18 protein-coding genes are annotated in these 18,518 nt (G+C 62.4%); 9 read left to right on the top strand and 9 right to left on the bottom strand.

Annotated elements, in window-relative coordinates:
• Nucleotides 1–24 precede the first annotated feature (24 nt).
• On the top strand, nucleotides 25–810 hold the full coding sequence (locus NKL04_RS02915) for an SDR family NAD(P)-dependent oxidoreductase (RefSeq protein WP_023681201.1): 786 nt from the start codon (nucleotides 25–27) through the stop codon (nucleotides 808–810).
• Nucleotides 811–859: 49 nt separating this feature from the next.
• Here the strand turns inward: NKL04_RS02915 and NKL04_RS02910 are convergent, their stop codons facing one another.
• Both NKL04_RS02910 and NKL04_RS02905 read right to left on the bottom strand, forming a co-directional pair.
• Entirely contained in the window at nucleotides 860–1,696 is an 837-nt protein-coding gene (locus NKL04_RS02910; protein ID WP_023702119.1) for an amidohydrolase family protein, read from the bottom strand.
• Nucleotides 1,697–1,765: 69 nt separating this feature from the next.
• On the bottom strand, nucleotides 1,766–3,295 hold the full coding sequence (locus tag NKL04_RS02905) for an MDR family MFS transporter (protein WP_023702118.1): 1,530 nt from the start codon (nucleotides 3,293–3,295) through the stop codon (nucleotides 1,766–1,768).
• A gap of 116 nt (nucleotides 3,296–3,411) precedes the next feature.
• Between NKL04_RS02905 and NKL04_RS02900 the strand changes: the two genes are divergently transcribed.
• Complete coding sequence (locus tag NKL04_RS02900; protein ID WP_023702117.1) at nucleotides 3,412–4,050, top strand: MarR family winged helix-turn-helix transcriptional regulator; 639 nt, start codon at nucleotides 3,412–3,414, stop codon at nucleotides 4,048–4,050.
• A 74-nt stretch (nucleotides 4,051–4,124) separates the two neighbouring features.
• On the opposite strand, the gene NKL04_RS02895 is transcribed toward NKL04_RS02900, so the two are convergent.
• Genes NKL04_RS02895 through NKL04_RS02875 form a run of 5 tightly spaced genes read right to left on the bottom strand, consistent with a single transcriptional unit; the run spans nucleotide 4,125 to nucleotide 9,056 of the window.
• Nucleotides 4,125–5,327 carry a mandelate racemase/muconate lactonizing enzyme family protein gene (locus NKL04_RS02895; RefSeq protein WP_023702116.1) on the bottom strand — a complete coding sequence of 401 codons (1,203 nt, stop codon included), beginning with the start codon at nucleotides 5,325–5,327 and terminating at the stop codon, nucleotides 4,125–4,127.
• An 8-nt stretch (nucleotides 5,328–5,335) separates the two neighbouring features.
• A complete protein-coding gene (locus NKL04_RS02890) occupies nucleotides 5,336–5,662 on the bottom strand; it encodes an NIPSNAP family protein (protein WP_023702115.1) in 327 nt (108 codons plus the stop codon).
• Nucleotides 5,663–5,709: 47 nt separating this feature from the next.
• On the bottom strand, nucleotides 5,710–7,068 hold the full coding sequence (locus tag NKL04_RS02885) for a mandelate racemase/muconate lactonizing enzyme family protein (protein WP_352723250.1): 1,359 nt from the start codon (nucleotides 7,066–7,068) through the stop codon (nucleotides 5,710–5,712).
• Nucleotides 7,069–7,124: 56 nt separating this feature from the next.
• Nucleotides 7,125–8,291: a mandelate racemase/muconate lactonizing enzyme family protein gene (locus NKL04_RS02880; protein WP_023702111.1), complete on the bottom strand. Its 1,167-nt coding sequence runs from the start codon at nucleotides 8,289–8,291 to the stop codon at nucleotides 7,125–7,127.
• A 54-nt stretch (nucleotides 8,292–8,345) separates the two neighbouring features.
• A complete protein-coding gene (locus NKL04_RS02875) occupies nucleotides 8,346–9,056 on the bottom strand; it encodes a GntR family transcriptional regulator (protein ID WP_023681193.1) in 711 nt (236 codons plus the stop codon).
• A gap of 204 nt (nucleotides 9,057–9,260) precedes the next feature.
• Between NKL04_RS02875 and NKL04_RS02870 the strand changes: the two genes are divergently transcribed.
• From NKL04_RS02870 to NKL04_RS02845, 6 genes are all read left to right on the top strand, one after another.
• The gene (locus tag NKL04_RS02870) at nucleotides 9,261–10,739 is read left to right on the top strand and encodes an ABC transporter substrate-binding protein (protein ID WP_023696294.1); all 1,479 of its coding nucleotides are present in this window, start codon (nucleotides 9,261–9,263) and stop codon (nucleotides 10,737–10,739) included.
• A gap of 81 nt (nucleotides 10,740–10,820) precedes the next feature.
• Nucleotides 10,821–11,780 (top strand): carbohydrate ABC transporter permease, encoded by a 960-nt coding sequence (locus NKL04_RS02865; RefSeq protein WP_023702110.1) that lies wholly within the window; start codon nucleotides 10,821–10,823, stop codon nucleotides 11,778–11,780.
• A complete protein-coding gene (locus NKL04_RS02860) occupies nucleotides 11,777–12,667 on the top strand; it encodes a carbohydrate ABC transporter permease (RefSeq protein ID WP_023714612.1) in 891 nt (296 codons plus the stop codon). Before NKL04_RS02865 ends, NKL04_RS02860 begins: the two co-directional genes overlap by 4 nt.
• A 124-nt stretch (nucleotides 12,668–12,791) precedes the next feature.
• Nucleotides 12,792–13,889, top strand: coding sequence for an ABC transporter ATP-binding protein (locus NKL04_RS02855; RefSeq protein WP_023702109.1), 1,098 nt, complete (start codon nucleotides 12,792–12,794; stop codon nucleotides 13,887–13,889).
• A 31-nt stretch (nucleotides 13,890–13,920) separates the two neighbouring features.
• Nucleotides 13,921–15,084, top strand: coding sequence for a mandelate racemase/muconate lactonizing enzyme family protein (locus tag NKL04_RS02850; RefSeq protein ID WP_023702108.1), 1,164 nt, complete (start codon nucleotides 13,921–13,923; stop codon nucleotides 15,082–15,084).
• A 23-nt stretch (nucleotides 15,085–15,107) separates the two neighbouring features.
• The gene (locus NKL04_RS02845; protein WP_023702107.1) at nucleotides 15,108–15,851 is read left to right on the top strand and encodes a ribonuclease activity regulator RraA; all 744 of its coding nucleotides are present in this window, start codon (nucleotides 15,108–15,110) and stop codon (nucleotides 15,849–15,851) included.
• A 73-nt stretch (nucleotides 15,852–15,924) separates the two neighbouring features.
• Here the strand turns inward: NKL04_RS02845 and NKL04_RS02840 are convergent, their stop codons facing one another.
• Together NKL04_RS02840 and NKL04_RS02835 are read right to left on the bottom strand one after the other, a co-directional pair.
• A complete protein-coding gene (locus NKL04_RS02840; protein WP_023702106.1) occupies nucleotides 15,925–17,022 on the bottom strand; it encodes a DUF930 domain-containing protein in 1,098 nt (365 codons plus the stop codon).
• A gap of 141 nt (nucleotides 17,023–17,163) precedes the next feature.
• On the bottom strand, nucleotides 17,164–17,319 hold the full coding sequence (locus tag NKL04_RS02835; protein ID WP_023681184.1) for a YjiS-like domain-containing protein: 156 nt from the start codon (nucleotides 17,317–17,319) through the stop codon (nucleotides 17,164–17,166).
• 235 nt (nucleotides 17,320–17,554) lie between these two features.
• Here NKL04_RS02835 and NKL04_RS02830 point away from each other — a divergent pair, with 235 nt between their 5' ends.
• Nucleotides 17,555–18,424: a LysR family transcriptional regulator gene (locus NKL04_RS02830; protein ID WP_023702104.1), complete on the top strand. Its 870-nt coding sequence runs from the start codon at nucleotides 17,555–17,557 to the stop codon at nucleotides 18,422–18,424.
• Nucleotides 18,425–18,518: the final 94 nt, after the last annotated feature.

The raw sequence follows: 18,518 nt of genomic DNA, 5'->3' as shown, positions 1-18,518 counted from the left end.
TAGAAAATGGAAGAGTTTTTAGAAATGATGGATTTCGACGGCAAGGTCGCCCTGGTGACGGGGACGACCGGCATTGGCCTGGCAACCGCCAGACGCCTTGCGGCCGGTGGCGCCGCAATCATCGCCTGCGGCATCGACCGCAGCGCCAATGCGGCGATGAAAGCGCAACTGGAAAGCGCTGGAGCTGCGGTGCTGGTCATCGAAACCGATGTGTCCATCTCCGACCAGGTGCGCGACGCGGTGGCGGCTGGCGTCGCAAGGTTCGGCGGCCTTGATGTCATCGTCAATTCAGCCGCCGTCCATCCCTATGGCACGGCGACGACCACCGACTGGGAAACCTGGAACCGAACGATGACGGTCAATGTCGGCTCGATCTACCTGACCGCGCATTTCGGCATTCCGGAAATGATCAAGCGCGGAGGCGGCGCCATCGTCAACGTCGCCTCGGTGCAGGGCTTTGCCTGCCAGCAGAACGTCGCCGCCTATGCCACGACCAAGGGCGCCATCCACACGCTGACGCGCTCGCTGGCGCTCGACTACGCGGCATCAGGCATCCGCGTCAATTCGGTCAGCCCGGGCTCGATCCGCACGCCGATCCTGGAGAAGGCTGCGCGCGGTGACGGCGGCAGCGATGCCGATGTCGAAGAGGCCTACAAGCGCTTCGGCGCGGCGCATCCGCTCGGCCGTATCGGCGAACCGGAGGAAGTGGCGGAACTCATCGCCTTCCTGTGCTCGTCGAAGGCCGGTTTCTGCACCGGCGCGGACTACAGGATCGATGGCGGCCTGACGGCAGGTATTGGCGTGAAGTAGCGCTATCATGGCGTTCTGCGCGCTTGCAGGCAATCGGTGTCCGACCGCGCTACAGCTTCCACATCCGCTTGGCATTGCCCGACAGCAATTTCGTCCTCTCCTCAGGGCTGGCGCCCGCGATCAGCGCGTGTGTCGCCGCCACCCAGGTGGCAAGGCCACCGCCAAGCGTGCACACCGGCCAGTCGCTGCCCCACACGACGCGGTCCCAGCCGAAAATGCCGATCGTGTGCTCGACATAGGGGCGCAAGGTCTCGACGGTCCATGAGCCGGCATCGGCATAGGCGACGACACCGGAGATCTTGCCGATGACATTGGGACGCCGCGCGATCTCGGTCATATGCTCGCGCCACGGATGTTCCGCACTGGCCTTGATGTCGGGCACGCCGCAATGGTCGAGCACGAACTGCACATCCGGCGCCAGATCGGCGAGCGCAACCGCCCTTGGAATCTGATGCGGCAGGACGACGAGGTCGAAGGTCAGGCCGGTGCCGGCAAGCCGCTTGATGTTTTCGCGAAACAGCGCGCTGTCCGAAAGCTCGTCCGGCATGACATGCAGCACGCGGCGGAACCCCTTGACGAAACGGTCGGCTTGCTGGCGCCCGAGATAGGCGGCGAAGCCGGCCTCCTCCGGGCGGCAGGAGGCGATCGCCCCGCGCAACAGACTGCCCTTCTCCAGCGACTGCGCCTTCACATGGCTGGTCTCGGCCTGGATGTCGGCTTCATCGACGTCGACCTCGATATGCAGCGCGGCCTCGATACCGGCGCGGCGGGCCTGGATCGCATATTCTGCGTGCGGGAAATCGCGGTTGAGCGCCGGCTCGCGGCTGAGCCAGGGATAGCGCAGCGCCGACAGGTCGATCAGGTGCAGATGAGTGTCGATGATCATGGCTGTCCTCCTCGGTGATTTCAGATCATCGCCAAATGCCTAAACCCAGCGCATGACACAAGCTTTGGCTCAGGCCCGCTTCGGGATCTCTTTGTCCTCGAGCAGCAGCGTCAGCCCCATGGCGACGAAATAGAGCGCCGCCACCCAGATGAACATCACGTTGAAGCCACTGGAGTAATGGTCGAGCACCACTTCGCGGATCGCGCCCGGCAGGCTCGATGCGAGGTGCGGCGTCAACCCGTTCAGGCCACCCGGCAGCAGCGCGGCGGCGTCTGCAGGAAGCTCGGCTGTCTGCCGGTTCAGCGCCCAGATCATCACCGCGCCGTTCAGCGCCAGACCCAGCGATGCTCCGAGCGTCCGCGCCTGGGTGATCAGCGACGTCACCGCGCCGATATCCTGCAGCGGTGCTGCCGCCTGGATCGCCACGATCAGCACCTGGAACTGCAGGCCCATGCTGATGCCGAACACAGCCATCATCGTTGCCAGCACCCAGATCGGCGTGTGCTGGTTGGTGAGGACAAAGCCCAGCATCAGAAACCCGCCAATACCCATGGCGACCACCGGCATCCATTTGTAGCGTCCGGTTGCGGCAATTACCCGCCCGGCGACGATCGAGATGACCATCGATGTCAGCGACGCCGGCAGGAACAGGAAGCCGACTTCGGCCGGGCTGAGACCCGTCAGCGTCTGCATGTAGAGGGCGAAATAGAAGAACATGCCCAGCGTCACCGTTCCGGCGACCAGCGACACGCCCGAGACGATGCTGACCGTCGAATTGCCGAACAGCCGCAACGGCACGATCGGCTCTTCGGCCCGGCGCTCCACCATGATGAACAAGGTGATGGCGACCAGCGCGAGGAGTGGTAATACGAAGGTGAGCAGGTCCGGCCCGCTGGGGTCGAGCACGTGATAGCCCCAATAGACGATCGCCGTCGTGCCGGTGGCGAGCAGCGCGCCGCCGAGATAGTCGATGCGGTGCCGCTTTTCGTTGAACCGGCTGCGCATGGCGAAGGCCAGCACCGCCAGCACGATGATCCCTATCGGCAGATTGACCAGGAACACCCAACGCCAGCCGAACAGGCTGGTGATGTAGCCGCCGGCCAGCGGGCCGAGCACCGACGACAGCGCGAACACCGCCGAACTGTAGCCCTGATATTTGGCGCGGTCGCGCGGCGAAAACAGTTCGCCGATCATGGCGAAGGCCGAAACCATCAACCCACCCCCGCCGATACCCTGCAGCACGCGCGCGGCGATCAAGCTCTCCATCGACCATGCCATGCCGCAGACCAGCGAGCCCAGCAGGAACAGGCCGATCGCCGTCAGCACGACATTCTTGCGGCCATACATGTCGCCGAGCTTGCCGTAGAATGGCGAGACCGCGGCGGTCGAGAGCAGGTAGGCGGCACCGACCCAGCCGAACAAATGCAGATTGCCGAGTTCGCCGGCAATGGTGGGCAAGGCGGTGACGACGATCTGCATGTCGATGGTTGCCATGAACATGGCGATCAGCGCGCCGAAATAGACGATCAAGGTCGTAAGGTCGGGCCTGACTTGGGCCTCCACGGGCGCTGTGTCCGGCAGCGTCTGCTCGACAGTCATCGGTGTCTCCGTAGCTTGGGGCGCGATTTATGTGCCCACAGCCGAGAGGTGTCAACCAGATATGTGCGCTCAGCATATAATTGACATCAGCATATATTCTTGCTAACGCGCTATGGATGAGCAGCAACGCATCCAGCAGTCCGGACCGATTTCCATCCCTGTTCCAGACGCGCGGCGATCGGGACCTCGCCGGTCTGGCGCGCGGCAGCGGCCTGTCCGAACCGGCGGCCGAGGCCGTGGCCGCCATCGATGCGGTAATGAGCAAGGTGCGCCGCTCGATCCAGCGCCGCGACTTCGGCCGCATGATCCTGGCGCGCGTAGACCCTTCGCTGGAAGTGAGCCATCTCGATGCGATCAGCGCCATCGCGAACAATCCGGTTTTCAGCGCTACCCAGCAGGATGAGGTGACGGTTGGCGTCATCGCCGAGCGCCTCGAGATCGATCCGTCGCGCGCCAGCCGCATCGCGGCCGACCTCGTCGAACGCGGCTATGCCTGCCGTGTCGCATCGCAACGCGATGCCCGCCGCATCTGCCTCAAACTCACCGCCAAGGGTGAGCGCCTCGTGGCGGCGGTGCGCCAGACCAAATGGCGGATTTTCGCCGGATCGCTGGCACAGTGGGATGAGCAGGACCTAGTAAGGTTCGCCACCTTGCTGGAACGCTTCGCCGGTTGGGCCATGGACGAAGCCGGGATGAAAAGATCCGCCGAGGCCGTCAAGCTGTTGATGGACGAGATGCTGCCCGAAACGAAATAGGCGGCACGGCGTGGACGCTCACCCATGTGTGCGAGCCGTTCGATAGCCCTTGACGCTCAGGTCGCGTCGGATCGTTATCGGTCGAAGAAACCGGCGTCCTCTTCCGCAAGGTACTTCTTCGCTGCTTCGGCATCGATGTCGACACCCAGTCCCGGCGCTTCGAGCAGGTCGATCATGGAGTCCTTCACGATCTGCCCCTTGGGCAGGCCGATGACGATGTCCTCCCACCAGGGGTCGGAGGCGCTGGGATATTCGAAGGCGATGTAGTTGGCCGGCAGCGTGGCGCAGACATTGATCAGCGCGCCGAGGCCCAGCAGACCGTTCGCCGTGCCGTGCGGCGCCATCATGATCGAGTGCATATAGGCATGCTCGGCCACCCATTTGAGCTCGGCGATGCCGCCGATATCGGCGGGGTCCGGACCGATGACACGGACCGCCTGGGTCTCGATCAGTTCCTTGAAGTTATGGCGCAGGTAGATCTGCTCGCCGGTGTGGATGGGGGTGGACGTCGATGTGGTGAGTTCGCGGTAGGCTTGCGGGTTGACCCATGGCACGTAGTCGCCGGTCAGCATGTCCTCCAGCCACATCAGATTGTGTTTTTCCACCGCCTGAGCGAAGCGGATGGCGTCCGGCAGGAACCAGCCGGGGCCGCAATCCAACGCCAGCGAGACCTTGTCGCCGAGCACCTCCTTCATGGCGATGACGCAGTCGATCATGTGCGCCATGCCGCGCTCGCTGATCTGCCCCTGGTCCATCGCGCCGTGATAGGTCGGCGGCTGGCGCACGCCATAGTGGAAGTCGGGAACGCTGGTCTTCATGTTGGAATGGAAGGAGATGCCTTGCTTGACCATGAAGAAACCTTCCGGCCGTTCCATCATCCATTTGACGTCGGCCGCGTAATCCTCCGGCCTGTCGCCGGTGCGCTTCTTGCGGATGGAACCGTTATAGACCCGAACCTTGTCGCGCACCTTGCCGCCAAGCAGCTTGTAGACCGGGACGCCGGCGGCCTTGCCGGCGATGTCCCACAGAGCGTGCTCGATGGCGCTGACGGCGGCGCCATAGGGCTTGAACGAACCGCGCTGACGGATCTTCAGCATGCAACGTTCCACATCCGTCGGATCCTCGCCGATCAGCGCGTCGCGGAAATGCAGCACCCAGGGTTTCAGATAAGGCTTGGTGTACTCGACCTCCCCGAGGCCATGGAGGCCTTCGTCGGTGACGATGCGCACGATGGGGTGCCTGCCGATGACGGCGCACCTGAGATCGGTGATCTTCATGATGTCCTCTATTTCACCGACGAGAAGGCGGTTGGCGCGAGAAACTGGCTGGAAATATTGGCCAGGATCGGGCCATCGCGCTCAGACTCGTCGCGGGCCTCGAGCCATGCCCGATCGGTGGTGAAGGCCTTCCATTTCACTTCGCGCTCGGCAAGGGATTCCCAGGCGATGAAATAGGTCAGTCGATTGCTGCTTTCGCCGACCACCGTGGTGAAGAACCCGGCTTGGCGGATGCCGTGCTTGTCCCACAGCGCCAAGGTATGGTCGTTGAAACGCTTGAGCAGCGCCGGCAGCTGGCCCGGCACGCAGTCGTAAATGCGAAGTTCGTAGATCATGGTCCATCCTTCTGTTCACCTCTCCCTCCGAGGAGAGAAGTGTAGAGTCAGCTCCAGGTGCGGTCCCAGGAGTATTCGTCGTCCCAGTGATCGGTCGGTTGCCAGATGCCGGTGACGCCGGGCTGCAGGTGCTGGCTGATCACTTCGTCGACGATGTCGTCGATGCCCAGACCAGGCTTGTCGGGCACGGTGATGAAGCCGTCCTTGACCAGCGGCTTGGGCAGGCCGGTGACGATATCGTCCCACCAGTCGACTTCGACGCTGTGATATTCGAGCGCCATGAAGTTTTCCGTGGCTACAGCGACATGCGCGGCGGCCATTGCCGCGATCGGGCTTTCCGCCATGTGAATGGCCATGGCGACGCCATGCTCCTGCGCTGCGTCGCCGATCTTCTTGGTCTCGAGAATGCCGCCGGTGGTCAGCAGATCCGGATGGATGACCGAGATGCCGGCGTTGAGCAGTGGTTGGAATGCTTCCTTGAGGTAGATGTCCTCACCGGTGCAGATCGGCACGGAGGTCGCCTGCTGCAACTGCCGATACTGCTCGGTGTACTGCCAGGGGATCACGTCCTCGAGCCAGGCCGGTGCATACTTCTCGATCCGCCGGGCCAGACGGATGCCGTCCTGCAGCGAGATGTGGCCGACATGGTCGATGGCGAGCGGGACCTCGTAGCCGATCACCTCGCGGACCTCGTGAATATATTGATCGAGCAGGTCGAGGCCCTTTTCGGTGAAATGGAGGCTGGTGAAGGGGTGCGGCACGTTCTGCGCATCATAGGCGGCGTTGCGCGCCCGGCGCTCGTCCAGCGTGCGTGCCGGGCCGCGAGCGGCATGGCTGCGGAAAGCATCGAGCACGCCGGCCGGCGCCACCACCGCGCCCGGGATATGGGAGATCTGCGCCAGGCCGAGGTCCATCTTGAGGAAGGTGAAGCCGAGATCCATCCGCGCCTTGAGCCGCTTTCCGGTCTCGGTGCCGCTGGGCTTGTCCGCGTCGGTGTCGCAATAGACACGCACCTTGTCGCGAAACCGTCCTCCCAGCATCTGGTAGATCGGCACGCCATACGCCTTGCCGGCGAGGTCCCAAAGCGCGATCTCGATTGCCGAGACACCGCCACCTTGCCGCCCGTGGCCGCCAAATTGCTTGATGCGGCGGAACAGCCGGTCGACGTCACAGGGATTTTCGCCCAGCAACCGGCTCTTCAGCATCAGCGCATAGGTCGCGCTGGCGCCATCGCGCACTTCGCCCAGGCCGATAATGCCTTGATTGGTATAGATCTTGATCAGCGCCGAGGTGAACGGCGCGCCGACGATCTCGGCGACGCGCAGATCGGTGATGCGAAGGTCGCTCGGCCTGGAGTTCGTATTTACCCGATTGAGCGCCTCGCCGGCGCTACCCGTCTTTGCCATGGCTTATCCTCGTTCTGATTGGTGGCGCCCCGCACCCCCGGCCTGCATAAGCGTTGCTAGCCAAGCTCTATCTCGTGGGCCTGCAGGTAGTCTCGGTTCATCTCGACACCGAGACCCGGCTTCGACGCCAGCTTGAGGCTGCCGTTCGAGACATCGAGTGGCTCGTCGATGAGGTGATTATATTTGTCCAGGTTCCACTCCGACGTTTCGAGCTTGTAGAAGTTGGGAACCGTCATCATCACCTGCGCTCCCGCAACCACGTTGATCGGTCCCGCGGCGTCATGGGGCGAGACCGGGATGTAATAGGCTTCGCACAGCGCGGAAATCTTCTTCAATTCGGTAATGCCGCCGGTCCAGGTAACGTCCGGCATGATGTAGTCCGCAAGCCTGTTCTTGAGCACCGGCACGAAATCCCACTTGGTGTGGCCGCGCTCGCCCCACGAGATGGCGGCGCTGACCTTCTCACGCACCTGCTTGAGGGCATTGAGGCTCTCGGGCGGGCAAGGCTCCTCGAACCAGTCGATCTGGCCGGCTTCCTCGAGGCTCCGGCAGAGTCGAATGGCGGTGGGCACATCGAAGCGGCCATGCGCATCGATCAGAATGTCGACATCGGGCCCCGCCGTTTCGCGGATCAGGGCCGTGAGTTCGGCGGCCTCGCGCTCGTCCTTGCGGGTCATGCTGCCATCGAGGTAGCCGTCCCGCTGTTCGCGCGCCAAGCCATCGGCTGTGCGACCCTGATGGGGGAAAGGATCGAACTTCAGCCCGGTGTGTCCGGATTCGACGATGTCTCGAATTTCGCGAACCACAGCCTCCTTGCTGGTAAACTTGGCCTGGTTGGGGTGGGTATAGAGCGCGATTTCGTCGCGCACCGGTCCGCCCAGCAGCTCGTAGATCGGCTTGCCGAGAACTTTGCCGCGAATGTCCCAGAGCGCTATGTCGATAGCGCTCACGCATTCGACCGCGGCGCCGCGGCTGCCCATATAGGTGAAGCTGCGGAAAATCTTGTGCCAGAGATGCTCGATACGCGCCGGATCCTCGCCTGTCACGGCGACACCGATCTGCCGCAAGATCGTGCACAGGGCACGGTTGGCGAGCCTTGTGGTGGTGGTGATTTCCCCCCAGCCACTCACCCCTTCGTCGGTCGTCACCTCGACGAACAGGAACTCTCCCCAATAGGAAGCATCGGACTTGATCAGCCACGGCCGAACGCTCGTGATTTTCATCTCTCAACTACCTCTGTCTGATGGCCGGACCAATGATTTTCTGGGCTGGAAATTCTATCCGGCCCGAGCGGCGTTGCGCGCACGCATCTGTTCGAGAACGTGCCGGCCGGAACCCTCGACATGGCGGGCAATGAGCTCGGCCGCCTCGTCGGCATTTCCCGCTTTGATATGCGCGATGAGCTCGCGGTGTTCACGCATGATGGCGGCCCGCCGCGCGAGCGTGAAATTGAAACGCCGGCTCACCGCCCGCAGCACTTCGCGATGCTTCCACCAAAGCTCGGCGGCATGGCGGTTGTAGTGGCGCTGGTACATTACGGTGTGGAAGGCGGTATCAAGTTCACTGTGCCGCAATGTGTCGGTGAAGTTGTTCTCTTCGATCAGAGCCTGGATGCGTTCGAGTTCGGCGATGTCCTCGCCGGTCGCCATATTCACGAACCATCGCGTCAGGGCCGGCTCGATCAGGACGCCGATCTCGTAGATATCCCGGACGAAATCCTGGTCGATGGGCCGGACGCGCGCGCCACGGTTGGCGACAAAGGTGACGAAGCCCTCCCCTCGCAACAGCTGCAGCGCCTCGCGTACGGGGTTGGTCGAGGTGCCGTGACGCCGGGCGAGATCGGTGACCACAAGCCGTTCGTTGGCGGCGAGCCGTCCCTCGATGATGTCTTCCCGGATCAGCTCATAAAGCGAGGCGCCCTCGCTGGACGCCCCGATGGGATCAATCCCCACGGGTGGCTCTGCTTTGAAATCGCTTGTTTCGGCCAAAGCCGGCTCCCCCGATTAGTACATCACATGCTCGATATCATACACGCGTTTTGCAAACAATGTACGATCGGGTGCGTTGACAGGCAATCCACGATCTGAAAACGTACCAGATGATCGAAGGGATACATTGAGCAGAAGGACGCATCCCGCACGGTCGAACGAGCCCTTGGCGCACGGCGGCATGGGAGAATCTGGGAGGATACTATGACGAGGATTACACTCGGCGGTGCCGTCCTGCGCGGCACAGTCGCCACTGCTTTGATGGCGTCGCTCATGTCGGGATCGGCGCTGGGTGCGCCGCCGGTCGACTTGAGCAAGTGGTCGCCGGAGTATGTGCGCTCCATCGCCGGCACACAGGATTTCGACACGGCCGCCGATTGCGGCAAGGTCACCCCGCTCGACTACAAAGGGCGACTGACGTTCTGGTATCAGGGCGTGTTCGAGGGCGACCCCGACCTGCTGCGTCAGTACTACAAGGATTTCTTCGAGACGTTCCGCAAGACCTATCCGAACATCCAGCTCGAGGATCAGGCCCTCACCTACAACGACCTTCTCGACAAATTCCGCACGGCGCTGCTGGGCAACGCCGCGCCGATGGCGGTCCGCCTGCAAATCCTGGGCGGAACCGAGTTCGCCTCGAAGGGTTATCTGCAGCCGCTCAAGCCGGAAGATGTGGGCTATCCCACGGAGGATTTCTGGCCCGGCGCCATGAAGGCGGTAACCTGGGATGGCGTGACCTACGGCATTCCCACCAACAATGAGACGATGGCGTTCATCTGGAACGCCGACATCTTCAAACGCGCGGGCCTCGATCCGGACAAGGCTCCGGCTACCTGGGACGACGTCGTCAAATATTCCAAGCAGATCCATGACAAGCTCGGCATAGCCGGCTACGGCCTCGTGGCGCGCAAGAACGCCGGCAACACGCCGTACCGCTTCATGCCGCAACTATGGGCCTATGGCGGCGGTGTCTTCGACGAAGCCTCCGCGAACCCGACCTATAAGGAGGTCGAGCTCAATAGCCCGCAGAGCAAGGCGGCGTTGCAAGCCTCCTACGACATGTATGTTCGCGACAAGTCGGTTCCGGTCTCGGCGCTCACCAACCAGCAGGCCGATAACCAGCCCCTGTTCGTCGCCGGCCAACTCGGCATGATGGTCTCGCACCCGTCCGACTATAACGTCATGCTCGACCTGCAGAAGAAGGCAACGGGCGCCGACAAGGATAAGGCGCAGACCGTCATCGACAACATGCGCTATGGCCTGATTCCGACCGGCCCCGACGGCAAGCGGGCCGTCGTGTTTGGTGGCTCGAACATTCACATCCTGAAGCCCGAATATGTCGAGGGCGGCAAGGTGGACGAGCCGGCTGCAAAGGCCATCATCTGCATGTGGACGAGCCCTGAATGGTCGTTGAAGATGGCGTATGCCGGCTCGAACCCGGGCAACCTCAACGGCTTCAAGACCAAATGGATGAAGGAACGTCTGGACAACATCAAGTTCCTCGATGTCACCACCTCGATGTTGCCATACGGCATTCCGTTCCCGGCGCTGCCGCAATCGCCCGAGATCATGAATATCATCGTCCCGGACATGCTGCAGAACGCCCTGACCGGAGCGATGACCGTCGACCAGGCAGCGGATGACGCGGCCGAGAAGGTGAAGAACCTGATGGACGGACTCTAGTCCGGGCCTGACCTGCGATCCGACCGGCTGTGCCGATAGTGCGTGCAGCCGGTTTGCTCCGAAGAACAAGGGCACGCCATCGTGACGATCGTGACCGGCAAGGCCGAGGCTCGCCAAAGATTGCAACCCGGTAGCTCCGGGGTGCTGCGGAATATCTGGGAGCACCGCGCCGACTACGCATACGTGCTTCCAGCGATCGCCGTGATGCTCATCGTCATCGCCTATCCGATCTACTACACGGTCGAGCTGTCGTTCTTTAAGACGCCGCCTGGCCTGCAGCTCCGCGACAAGACCTTCATCGGATTGGACAACTACACGGCCATCCTCACCAGTCAGGTGTTCTGGAAAGTCACCTTGAACACCCTGATCTGGACGATCGCATCTACCTTCGTTGCCTTTGCCTTGGGATTTGCCGCCGCGCTGGCCCTCCACCGCGAGTTTATCGGCCGGGGTGTCCTGCGCGCTATCCTGATCATTCCTTGGGTCATCAGCGCGGTTGCCGCCTCCTATATCTGGAAGTGGATCTACCATTCGGACTTCGGCATCATCGGCGCGGTGCTGGTCGGCCTCGGATTGGCTGACCGGCCGCCGAACTTCATCGACAACGTCAGCACGGTGCTGCCCTCCTTGATCGTCGTCAATATCTGGCGCGAGTTTCCGTTTGCCATGATCATGATGATGGCCGGTTTGCAGACGGTCCCCGACCAGTTGTTGCGCGCCGCGGAAGTCGACGGGGCCAATGCATGGCAGCGTTTCTGGCACGTCACCTTCCCGCATCTGCGCAACGTCTCGACGGTGACGATCCTGCTGCTCGCAGTGGCCAATTTCAATTCCTTCATCATCCCGTGGATCATGACCGGTGGCGGGCCGTCGAACGCTTCGCACATCTGGATCACCCACATTTATGAGCTCGCCTTCGGCCGGCAGCGATGGGGCGTCGCATCGGCCTATTCGGTACTCCTGTTCCTCATGCTAATGGTGCTGGGCTACTTCTACGTTCGTGCGCTGGCCGGCAACGAGCGCAAAGAGGGGAGCGCATGAGCACGATCGTCGAGACAGTCCCTCGACGTCCGGCCCGGCGCCGCATGCGCATCGACGGATGGCGTTGGGCCGGGCGCATCTTCCTCGTGTTCATGCTGCTTTACACCGCGTTGCCGATGATCTGGATGCTGATCACCTCGATCAAGTCCGGCTTCGCGGCGATGCAGTTCCCGCCGCAATGGTGGCCGGAAGAGCCTACCCTGGCCAGCTACCAAAAGCTGCTCGATCCGCAAAACAGCGTCGGCCAGGACTTCCTGCGTTTTTTCTGGAACAGCCTCTACGTGTCCACGGTCACCACAATCCTTTCGGTGATCGTGGCCGTTCCTGCGGCCTACGCGTTTTCGCGCTTTCGTTTCCCCGGTCGAAACTTCCTGTTCTTCACCGTGCTTTTGCGCAACATGTTCCCGGCGGTGATCTTTCTCGTGCCGCTCTTCATCCTGATGCGCGCGATCGGGCTGGTGAACACGCATGGCTCGCTCATTCTCACCTATCTCACCTTCGGCCTGCCGCTGGCGATCTGGCTGCTCAAGGGCTTTTACGACAACATTCCGGTGCAGCTCGAGCAGGCGGCGCGGATCGATGGGGCGACCCGGTTCCAGGCCTTCATCCTGATCGTGATGCCTCTCTCGACGCCCGGAATCATCGCCACCGCGATCTATTCCTTCATTGGCGCCTGGAACGAGTACATCTATGCCTACACCTTCCTTTCCAAGAACGAGCAGTTGACCCTGCCGGTCGGCATACAGCGTTTCTTCTCGGAGAATACGACGGACTTTCCGGGCCTGATGGCGGCCAGCTTCATGATGAGCGTGCCCGTCGTGGTGCTGTTCCTCCTCCTGCAACGATACTTCGTACGCGCCCTTACCGAAGGCGCGGTCAAACACTAGAGCCGGATGATGTCAGGTCTGTTCGACCTGAAATCTGAATCCGCCTCTAAATCAAAGAGATAGAGCATGATGTCGTCCGAAAACCGCTTCACACTTTTCGGCATCATGCCGTAGGGAGTTGCCGATGGCCCACGTGGTCCTGAGAGATCTCGTCAAGACCTATGGCGGCTTCAAAGCTGTCAACGACGTTTCGCTGACGGTCAATGACGGCGAGTTCGTTGCGCTCGTCGGCCCTTCGGGCTGCGGCAAGACAACCACGCTCAATCTTGTCGCGGGATTGATCCCGGTCACATCGGGCGACATCGTCATCGGCGACCGCGTGGTCAACGACCTCGACCCCAAGGACCGGGACATCGCGATGGTGTTCCAGAACTACGCGCTCTACCCGCAGAAATCGGTCTACAAGAACCTGGCGTTCCCGCTGCAGATGCGCAAGCTGCCCAGGGACGAGATCGACAGGAAGGTCAAGGAAGCGGCGCGCGTGCTCGACATGACGCACCTGCTCGAGCGCAAGCCGCGCGAACTTTCAGGCGGGCAGCAGCAACGTGTCGCCTTGGGGCGCGCCCTCGTCCGCGACCCTGCCGTTTTCCTCATGGACGAGCCGCTCTCCAACCTCGACGCCAAACTGCGCGTCCAGATGCGCTCGGAGATCAAGCGCTTCCACCAGGACCTCAAGGCGACCATCATCTATGTCACGCACGACCAGCTCGAAGCCGTGACCATGGCCGACAAGATGGCGGTGATGAACGGCGGCTACCTGTTGCAATACGATTCTCCGGCGCAGGTCTTTGCCCATCCGGTGAACATGTTCGTCGCCAGCTTCATCGGCAGCCCGGCGATGAGCCTTGTTCCACTGGAGGCATCGACAGCAAACGGCAACACTGCGTTGACCGGCGCGGAGGGCTGGAGCCTTGAGCTCTCGCCCCTCAACGCCCGGAAGGTTGCGGGAGCAACGTCGAGGAAAGTCGTGCTCGGCGCACGTCACTCGACCATCAGGCTCCACAAGAGCGCGGCGCCAGGCAGCGTCCCGGCCAAGGCCTATACAGTGGAGCCGACCGGAGACGTCACCTTCGTGCAGGCGTTGCTGTCAGGCGCCATCGTCAACATCAGCGTGTCCCCCAACATCTCCGTCGCACCTGACGAGCAGATCTGGCTCGAGTTCGACCAGGAGCGGCTGCATCTGTTCGATGGCGAAACTGAACTGGCCCTCAAGGCCGGCTGAGACAAGACGGGGTTCATTGGGAACGTTGGGGATGACTGAAAAGCTTAAGATCACCGCGATCAAGCCCTATCCTGTGTGGGTTGGAACGCGCAATCAGATGCTCGTCAAGATCGAGACCGACCTAGGCGTCTTCGGCTGGGGCGAGAGCGGCTTGAGCGGGCGCGAAAAGGCCGTTGCCGGCGCGGTCGAGCATTTTCGCGAGTTTCTCATCGGCCGTGACCCGATGCAGATCGGGCGGATCTGGCAGGAGGCATATCGCAGCCAGTACTTCGAGGGCGGGCGCGTTCTGCAGGCGGCGATTTCCGCCATCGACATCGCCCTGCACGACATCAAGGGCAAGGCGCTGGGGGTGCCTGTCTACGAACTGCTGGGCGGCAAGCAGCGCGACTGCATCCCCACCTTCGCCTCGACCGGAGACGAGGCCGAGGGCGACGTCGCCATCGAACGAGCCCGGGAGCTGCGGGCACGGGGGTGGCAGGCGATCCGCTTCTTCCCCGCAGGGCAAAGCAGCAGGGACATCTTCGAACCCCGCGAGTCGATCGGCGCTACCGCGAGCATGCTGAACAAGGCGCGCGAGGCGCTGGGCGACGACGTCGTCCTCGGCATCGACTATCATCATCGGCTGTCGGTGGCAGAGGCGGCGAGCTTCTGCAACAAGCTCGGCCGCGGCGTGCTTGATTTTCTCGAGGAGCCGATCCGCGACGAGACACCTGAAGCCTACGAATCCCTGCGCAGGATGACCGACATTCCCTTTGCCATCGGCGAGGAATTTGCCAGCAAGTGGCAGTTCCTGCCCTACATCGAGCGCGGCATCCATCAGTTCAACCGGCTCGATGTCTGCAATGTCGGCGGGCTTACCGAGGCGATGAAGGTCGCTGGCTGGAGCGAGGCGCACTATGTCGACCTGATGCCGCACAATCCGCTTGGTCCGGTGTGCACTGCCGCGACCCTGCATCTCGCCGCCGCCGTACCCAACTTCGCGTGGCTCGAGACCAGGGAACCCGAGACGAAGCTGGGCTTCGACAATTCCGACTTCTTCCCCGTGCAGCCACGGCTCGACGGTGCCGACTATCCGGTCAGCGACCTGCCGGGCCTCGGCGTCGAGGTCAACGAAGCGGCGGTCCAGGCGGAGGCTTTTCGTTTCTGGGAAGCGCCTCACCTCAGGCGCCGCGACGGGTCTGTTACGAACTGGTAGTCCCCTTTTATCCGGAGTCCACAATGACGCATACCCCTGACATCACGCGACCGCCCAAAGACCTCATTGACGCCCTGAGGGAAATCGGCGCCGCGACGGTTGCCGGCACGCTAGGCCACATGGGTTTCCGCAATCCGCACATGGTCGGTCCGGTGGCGCAGAACCATGGGAAGTCGATCGTCGGGCCGGCGCTGACGCTGCAGTTCCTGCCGCAGCGGCCGGACCTCTTCAGCGAGGGAGAATACGCCGACCCGGAAACGCAACTGCACCGGCACGTGCTCTACCACGCGCAGGAAGGCGATGTGGTCGTCGTCGACGCGCGCGGTGACATGAGCTCGGGCGTCTTCGGCGATATGATGTCGACCTACTTCAAAGGCAGAGGCGGCGCGGGCATCGTCATCGATGGATGCATGCGCGACCGGCCGAATGTCGAAAAGCTCGATCTGCCGCTATGGCTGCGCGGCTGGACGCCCAACTACCATGTGCAAACCAGCATCTATCCGAACGCCGTCAACGTTCCGATCGCCTGCGGCGGTGTCACGGTGATCCCCGGCGACATCATAGTGGCGGACGACGACGGGGTGGTAGTGCTTCCCGTCGCAATGGCCGCAAAGGTGATCGAGGAATCCCGGAAGCATCACGATTGGGAAGAGTTCTCGCGAGAGAAGCTGATGCAGGGCGCACCGCTGCAGCGCTACTATCCGCTGCATGACGATGCCCGCGGCGAATATGAGGAGTGGCGCAAAGCCAATCGCCCGGCGGATTGAAGCAGGCATTCAAGACGATCCATATGTGCGGTGAAACTTGATGTGCGCCCCGACAGACTACTGGGAAGCCGCCTCAGCCGGGACCGCGCCGCCGACGAACGTCCCGATCAAGAAAGGCGCTTTCGTCGGGCGAGGCGGCGGCTCCGACACGGAAGGCGAACGACGTGACCCGCGTCGCATTGATGTCGATACCGCATCGGAAGCTCAGATGGTACCATGTCGTTGCCGTCCGGAAAGCGGTGTCGGGGGCGTCAAGAACATTGCCGGCCTTAAGCGGAATGCTTGGGATCAATTGGGGAGAATAAGAGGCGTCGTTCAACTCTTGCTCCAGAACGCTGGCGCAGAGTCTGGCGGCCCGTTGATCGCGAGGCACGTCGGCCATCGAGTTCGTTGCGAACACATCACCGGTGGCGCCTTGCGAAAAGAGTTTGCGAACGCCCGGAAGGCCCGAATATGGCCGCGGTGTAGCCGCGGCCACGTCCGTGGAGTTTGGCTCTTCGGTGATTCCGCGTCCTGACTTCGTAGCCTTTGCGGGGCGGGGTTTCGGCACGTTTTCGGGTTTGGTCCGAGGCGCCTGAGCCGACGCGGGAAGCTCGATCTCACCGTCGTCCCCAGGGGCAGCCAAAGGCATTGCGGCCGCGGATGCCTGTTTGTCAGAGGGTGGGGTCGCAGCCTCCTGTTTGTCCGCTTCCGGCTTCTCATTAGTCTTGGCTGACTCTGTCGGCTCTCCGGCGTCTGGCGCTGAGGCGGGTTTACTCTCCGCATTCTTTGGCGCGACAGCCGACTGTGGCTCGTTATCCTTGGGCGGCGATGGCGCATTGTCTTGAGCGCTGCCTCCATCCAAGGACTTTTTGGGGCCAGTGTCTTTGTCGCCGAACTGAAAAACAGGCCTCAGGACCTCGATTGGCGGCAGCTTTTCCGGTGCCTGCTTTTCAACCTTCTGCTCCGAAGGATTTCCGGGTGGCGGTGGCGGCGGCGCGGGAGCGGGTTTCGGTTTTGGCTGTTCGGGCGGCGGCACGAGCGCGACGTTCACCGCTTGCTCCTCCTGCGGCTGCTGGGCAGGAACGGGCAGGCCATAGACCAGGAATGCGGTGATGAGCGCATGCAGGACCAGCGATGCGGGCAAGGCCCACAGCAAAGTCCGACGCCGCTCGGATTTCTCGGTCTTCATCCCTCACGATGTGGAGCGAAACTGCGGCGGCATCAAGCGTGGCAACCGTATTGGCGCATTCAGCCGCAGCTCAACAGTGAGGAGACGACGCCTGATTGCTTCTCGCCGCCGGCTCCATTCTCTGCATGCCCGCCTCCAATCTCAGCGTCGCAGGCTGGCGTCGCGGGCACGCTCGCGGAGCTCTTCGCGAGAAAGGCCCGCATCCGCCAATATGCTGTCTGGAAGCCGCCTCAAGCTCGCAAGCGTCTGGCGATAGGCAAGCCAGCGGGCGAAACGGTGTCGAAGTTCATGCAACATGATCGTCTCCTTGGCGAGCGGGATACCCACGTTCTTGGATTGGTCGAAAACGCAAAGCAATCGCGCAAAGCGTATGCACGATCGAACGGATTGCGCTGACTGCCTGGCCAACCGAGGTGCCTGTCATTGTCCCACCAGGGCAGGAATTTCCAGCGCCTCCAACGGCTGCATACTTGCGCGTGATGGCCGCTTCGCGCTACAGCCACGGTCGCAAGGAGTTTTTCATTTCTGCAAAATGGATATTGGCTGGGACGATCTGAGGTTGTTTCTCGACGTTGCGCGGCTGGGTGGCCTGAGCGCGGCGACGGCAACCACGCGCCTCAGCGCAGCCACACTCGGACGACGCGTCACCGCGCTCGAAAAGCAGATCGGCGAAGCGCTGTTCGTACGTCAGCAGACCGGCTACCGGCTAACCCCGGTCGGTGAAGAACTGCTGCGGCGCGCCGAAGACGTCGAAGCAGCAATGCAGTCGCTAACCCGCTGGCGCGAGGGAAACCTGCCCGACCGCATTGTCCGCGTCTCGGCCGGGCCATGGACCTCGGCCTTCGTTTCCACCCATATCGGCGAAATCTGGACCGTCGATGACGGCATCAGGGTGGAACTCGTCACCACCACCGACCGGGTCGACATCGGTCGCCGCGCCGCCGATATCGGCATCCGCAGCGAGCGCCCGACCGAACAGTGGCTGGCCGGCCGTCAGAGCGGCAAGGTCGCGTATGCCATCTATTCCGGACGCCACCTGATCAACGGCATCGCCGCCGGGTTGTTCGTCGGCGTCACCGGCGAAGGGGCAAACATTGCCTCGGCGCGCAGGCTGCAAGCCCATCACGGCGATCGCATCGCCGTGCGCGGCAACAACACCCATTCAGTGCGCGAATTGGTGGCCGCAGGCGCCGGCCTTTCGATCTTTCCGTGCTTCGTCGGTGACAGCGATCCGCGGCTGGTTCGCGTCGCTCATCCTATCCCAGAACTCGAAACCGACCAGTGGATCGTCACCCACCATGAGGAACGCCACTCCCCGCCGGTACGAAAGATTGCCGACCGGATTGCCGCTCTGATGCGGGCCCATCAGCCGCTGTTTCGCGGCAAGATGCCGATCCGCTAAGCGTCAGGCGTCGATCGGCCGCCAGATTCTCAAGGTTCTGGCGCGTGAGGCGGGCGCGTGAAGCTTGGAGGGGTTGGATCCCGGAGATTGTGGA

The sequence above is a fragment of the Mesorhizobium sp. C264A genome (genome assembly GCF_040324515.1).
GTDB lineage: Bacteria > Pseudomonadota > Alphaproteobacteria > Rhizobiales > Rhizobiaceae > Mesorhizobium.
The sequence above is the reverse complement of the archived record's forward strand: the minus strand, read 5'-3'. Positions and strand labels throughout refer to the sequence as shown.

Bases quoted from the DNA above. Each gene is read 5' to 3' on its own strand.
- NKL04_RS02860 (WP_023714612.1), top strand. From the start codon at position 11,777: ATGAGCACGATCGTCGAGACAGTCCCTCGACGTCCGGCCCGGCGCCGC.
- NKL04_RS02910 (WP_023702119.1), bottom strand. From the start codon at position 1,696: ATGATCATCGACACTCATCTGCACCTGATCGACCTGTCGGCGCTGCGC.
- NKL04_RS02880 (WP_023702111.1), bottom strand. From the start codon at position 8,291: ATGAAAATCACGAGCGTTCGGCCGTGGCTGATCAAGTCCGATGCTTCC.
- NKL04_RS02915 (WP_023681201.1), top strand. From the start codon at position 25: ATGATGGATTTCGACGGCAAGGTCGCCCTGGTGACGGGGACGACCGGC.
- NKL04_RS02840 (WP_023702106.1), bottom strand. From the start codon at position 17,022: ATGAAGACCGAGAAATCCGAGCGGCGTCGGACTTTGCTGTGGGCCTTG.
- NKL04_RS02870 (WP_023696294.1), top strand. From the start codon at position 9,261: ATGACGAGGATTACACTCGGCGGTGCCGTCCTGCGCGGCACAGTCGCC.
- NKL04_RS02855 (WP_023702109.1), top strand. From the start codon at position 12,792: ATGGCCCACGTGGTCCTGAGAGATCTCGTCAAGACCTATGGCGGCTTC.
- NKL04_RS02845 (WP_023702107.1), top strand. From the start codon at position 15,108: ATGACGCATACCCCTGACATCACGCGACCGCCCAAAGACCTCATTGAC.
- NKL04_RS02890 (WP_023702115.1), bottom strand. From the start codon at position 5,662: ATGATCTACGAACTTCGCATTTACGACTGCGTGCCGGGCCAGCTGCCG.
- NKL04_RS02895 (WP_023702116.1), bottom strand. From the start codon at position 5,327: ATGAAGATCACCGATCTCAGGTGCGCCGTCATCGGCAGGCACCCCATC.
- NKL04_RS02835 (WP_023681184.1), bottom strand. From the start codon at position 17,319: ATGTTGCATGAACTTCGACACCGTTTCGCCCGCTGGCTTGCCTATCGC.
- NKL04_RS02850 (WP_023702108.1), top strand. From the start codon at position 13,921: ATGACTGAAAAGCTTAAGATCACCGCGATCAAGCCCTATCCTGTGTGG.
- NKL04_RS02900 (WP_023702117.1), top strand. From the start codon at position 3,412: ATGAGCAGCAACGCATCCAGCAGTCCGGACCGATTTCCATCCCTGTTC.
- NKL04_RS02830 (WP_023702104.1), top strand. From the start codon at position 17,555: ATGGATATTGGCTGGGACGATCTGAGGTTGTTTCTCGACGTTGCGCGG.
- NKL04_RS02905 (WP_023702118.1), bottom strand. From the start codon at position 3,295: ATGACTGTCGAGCAGACGCTGCCGGACACAGCGCCCGTGGAGGCCCAA.
- NKL04_RS02885 (WP_352723250.1), bottom strand. From the start codon at position 7,068: ATGGCAAAGACGGGTAGCGCCGGCGAGGCGCTCAATCGGGTAAATACG.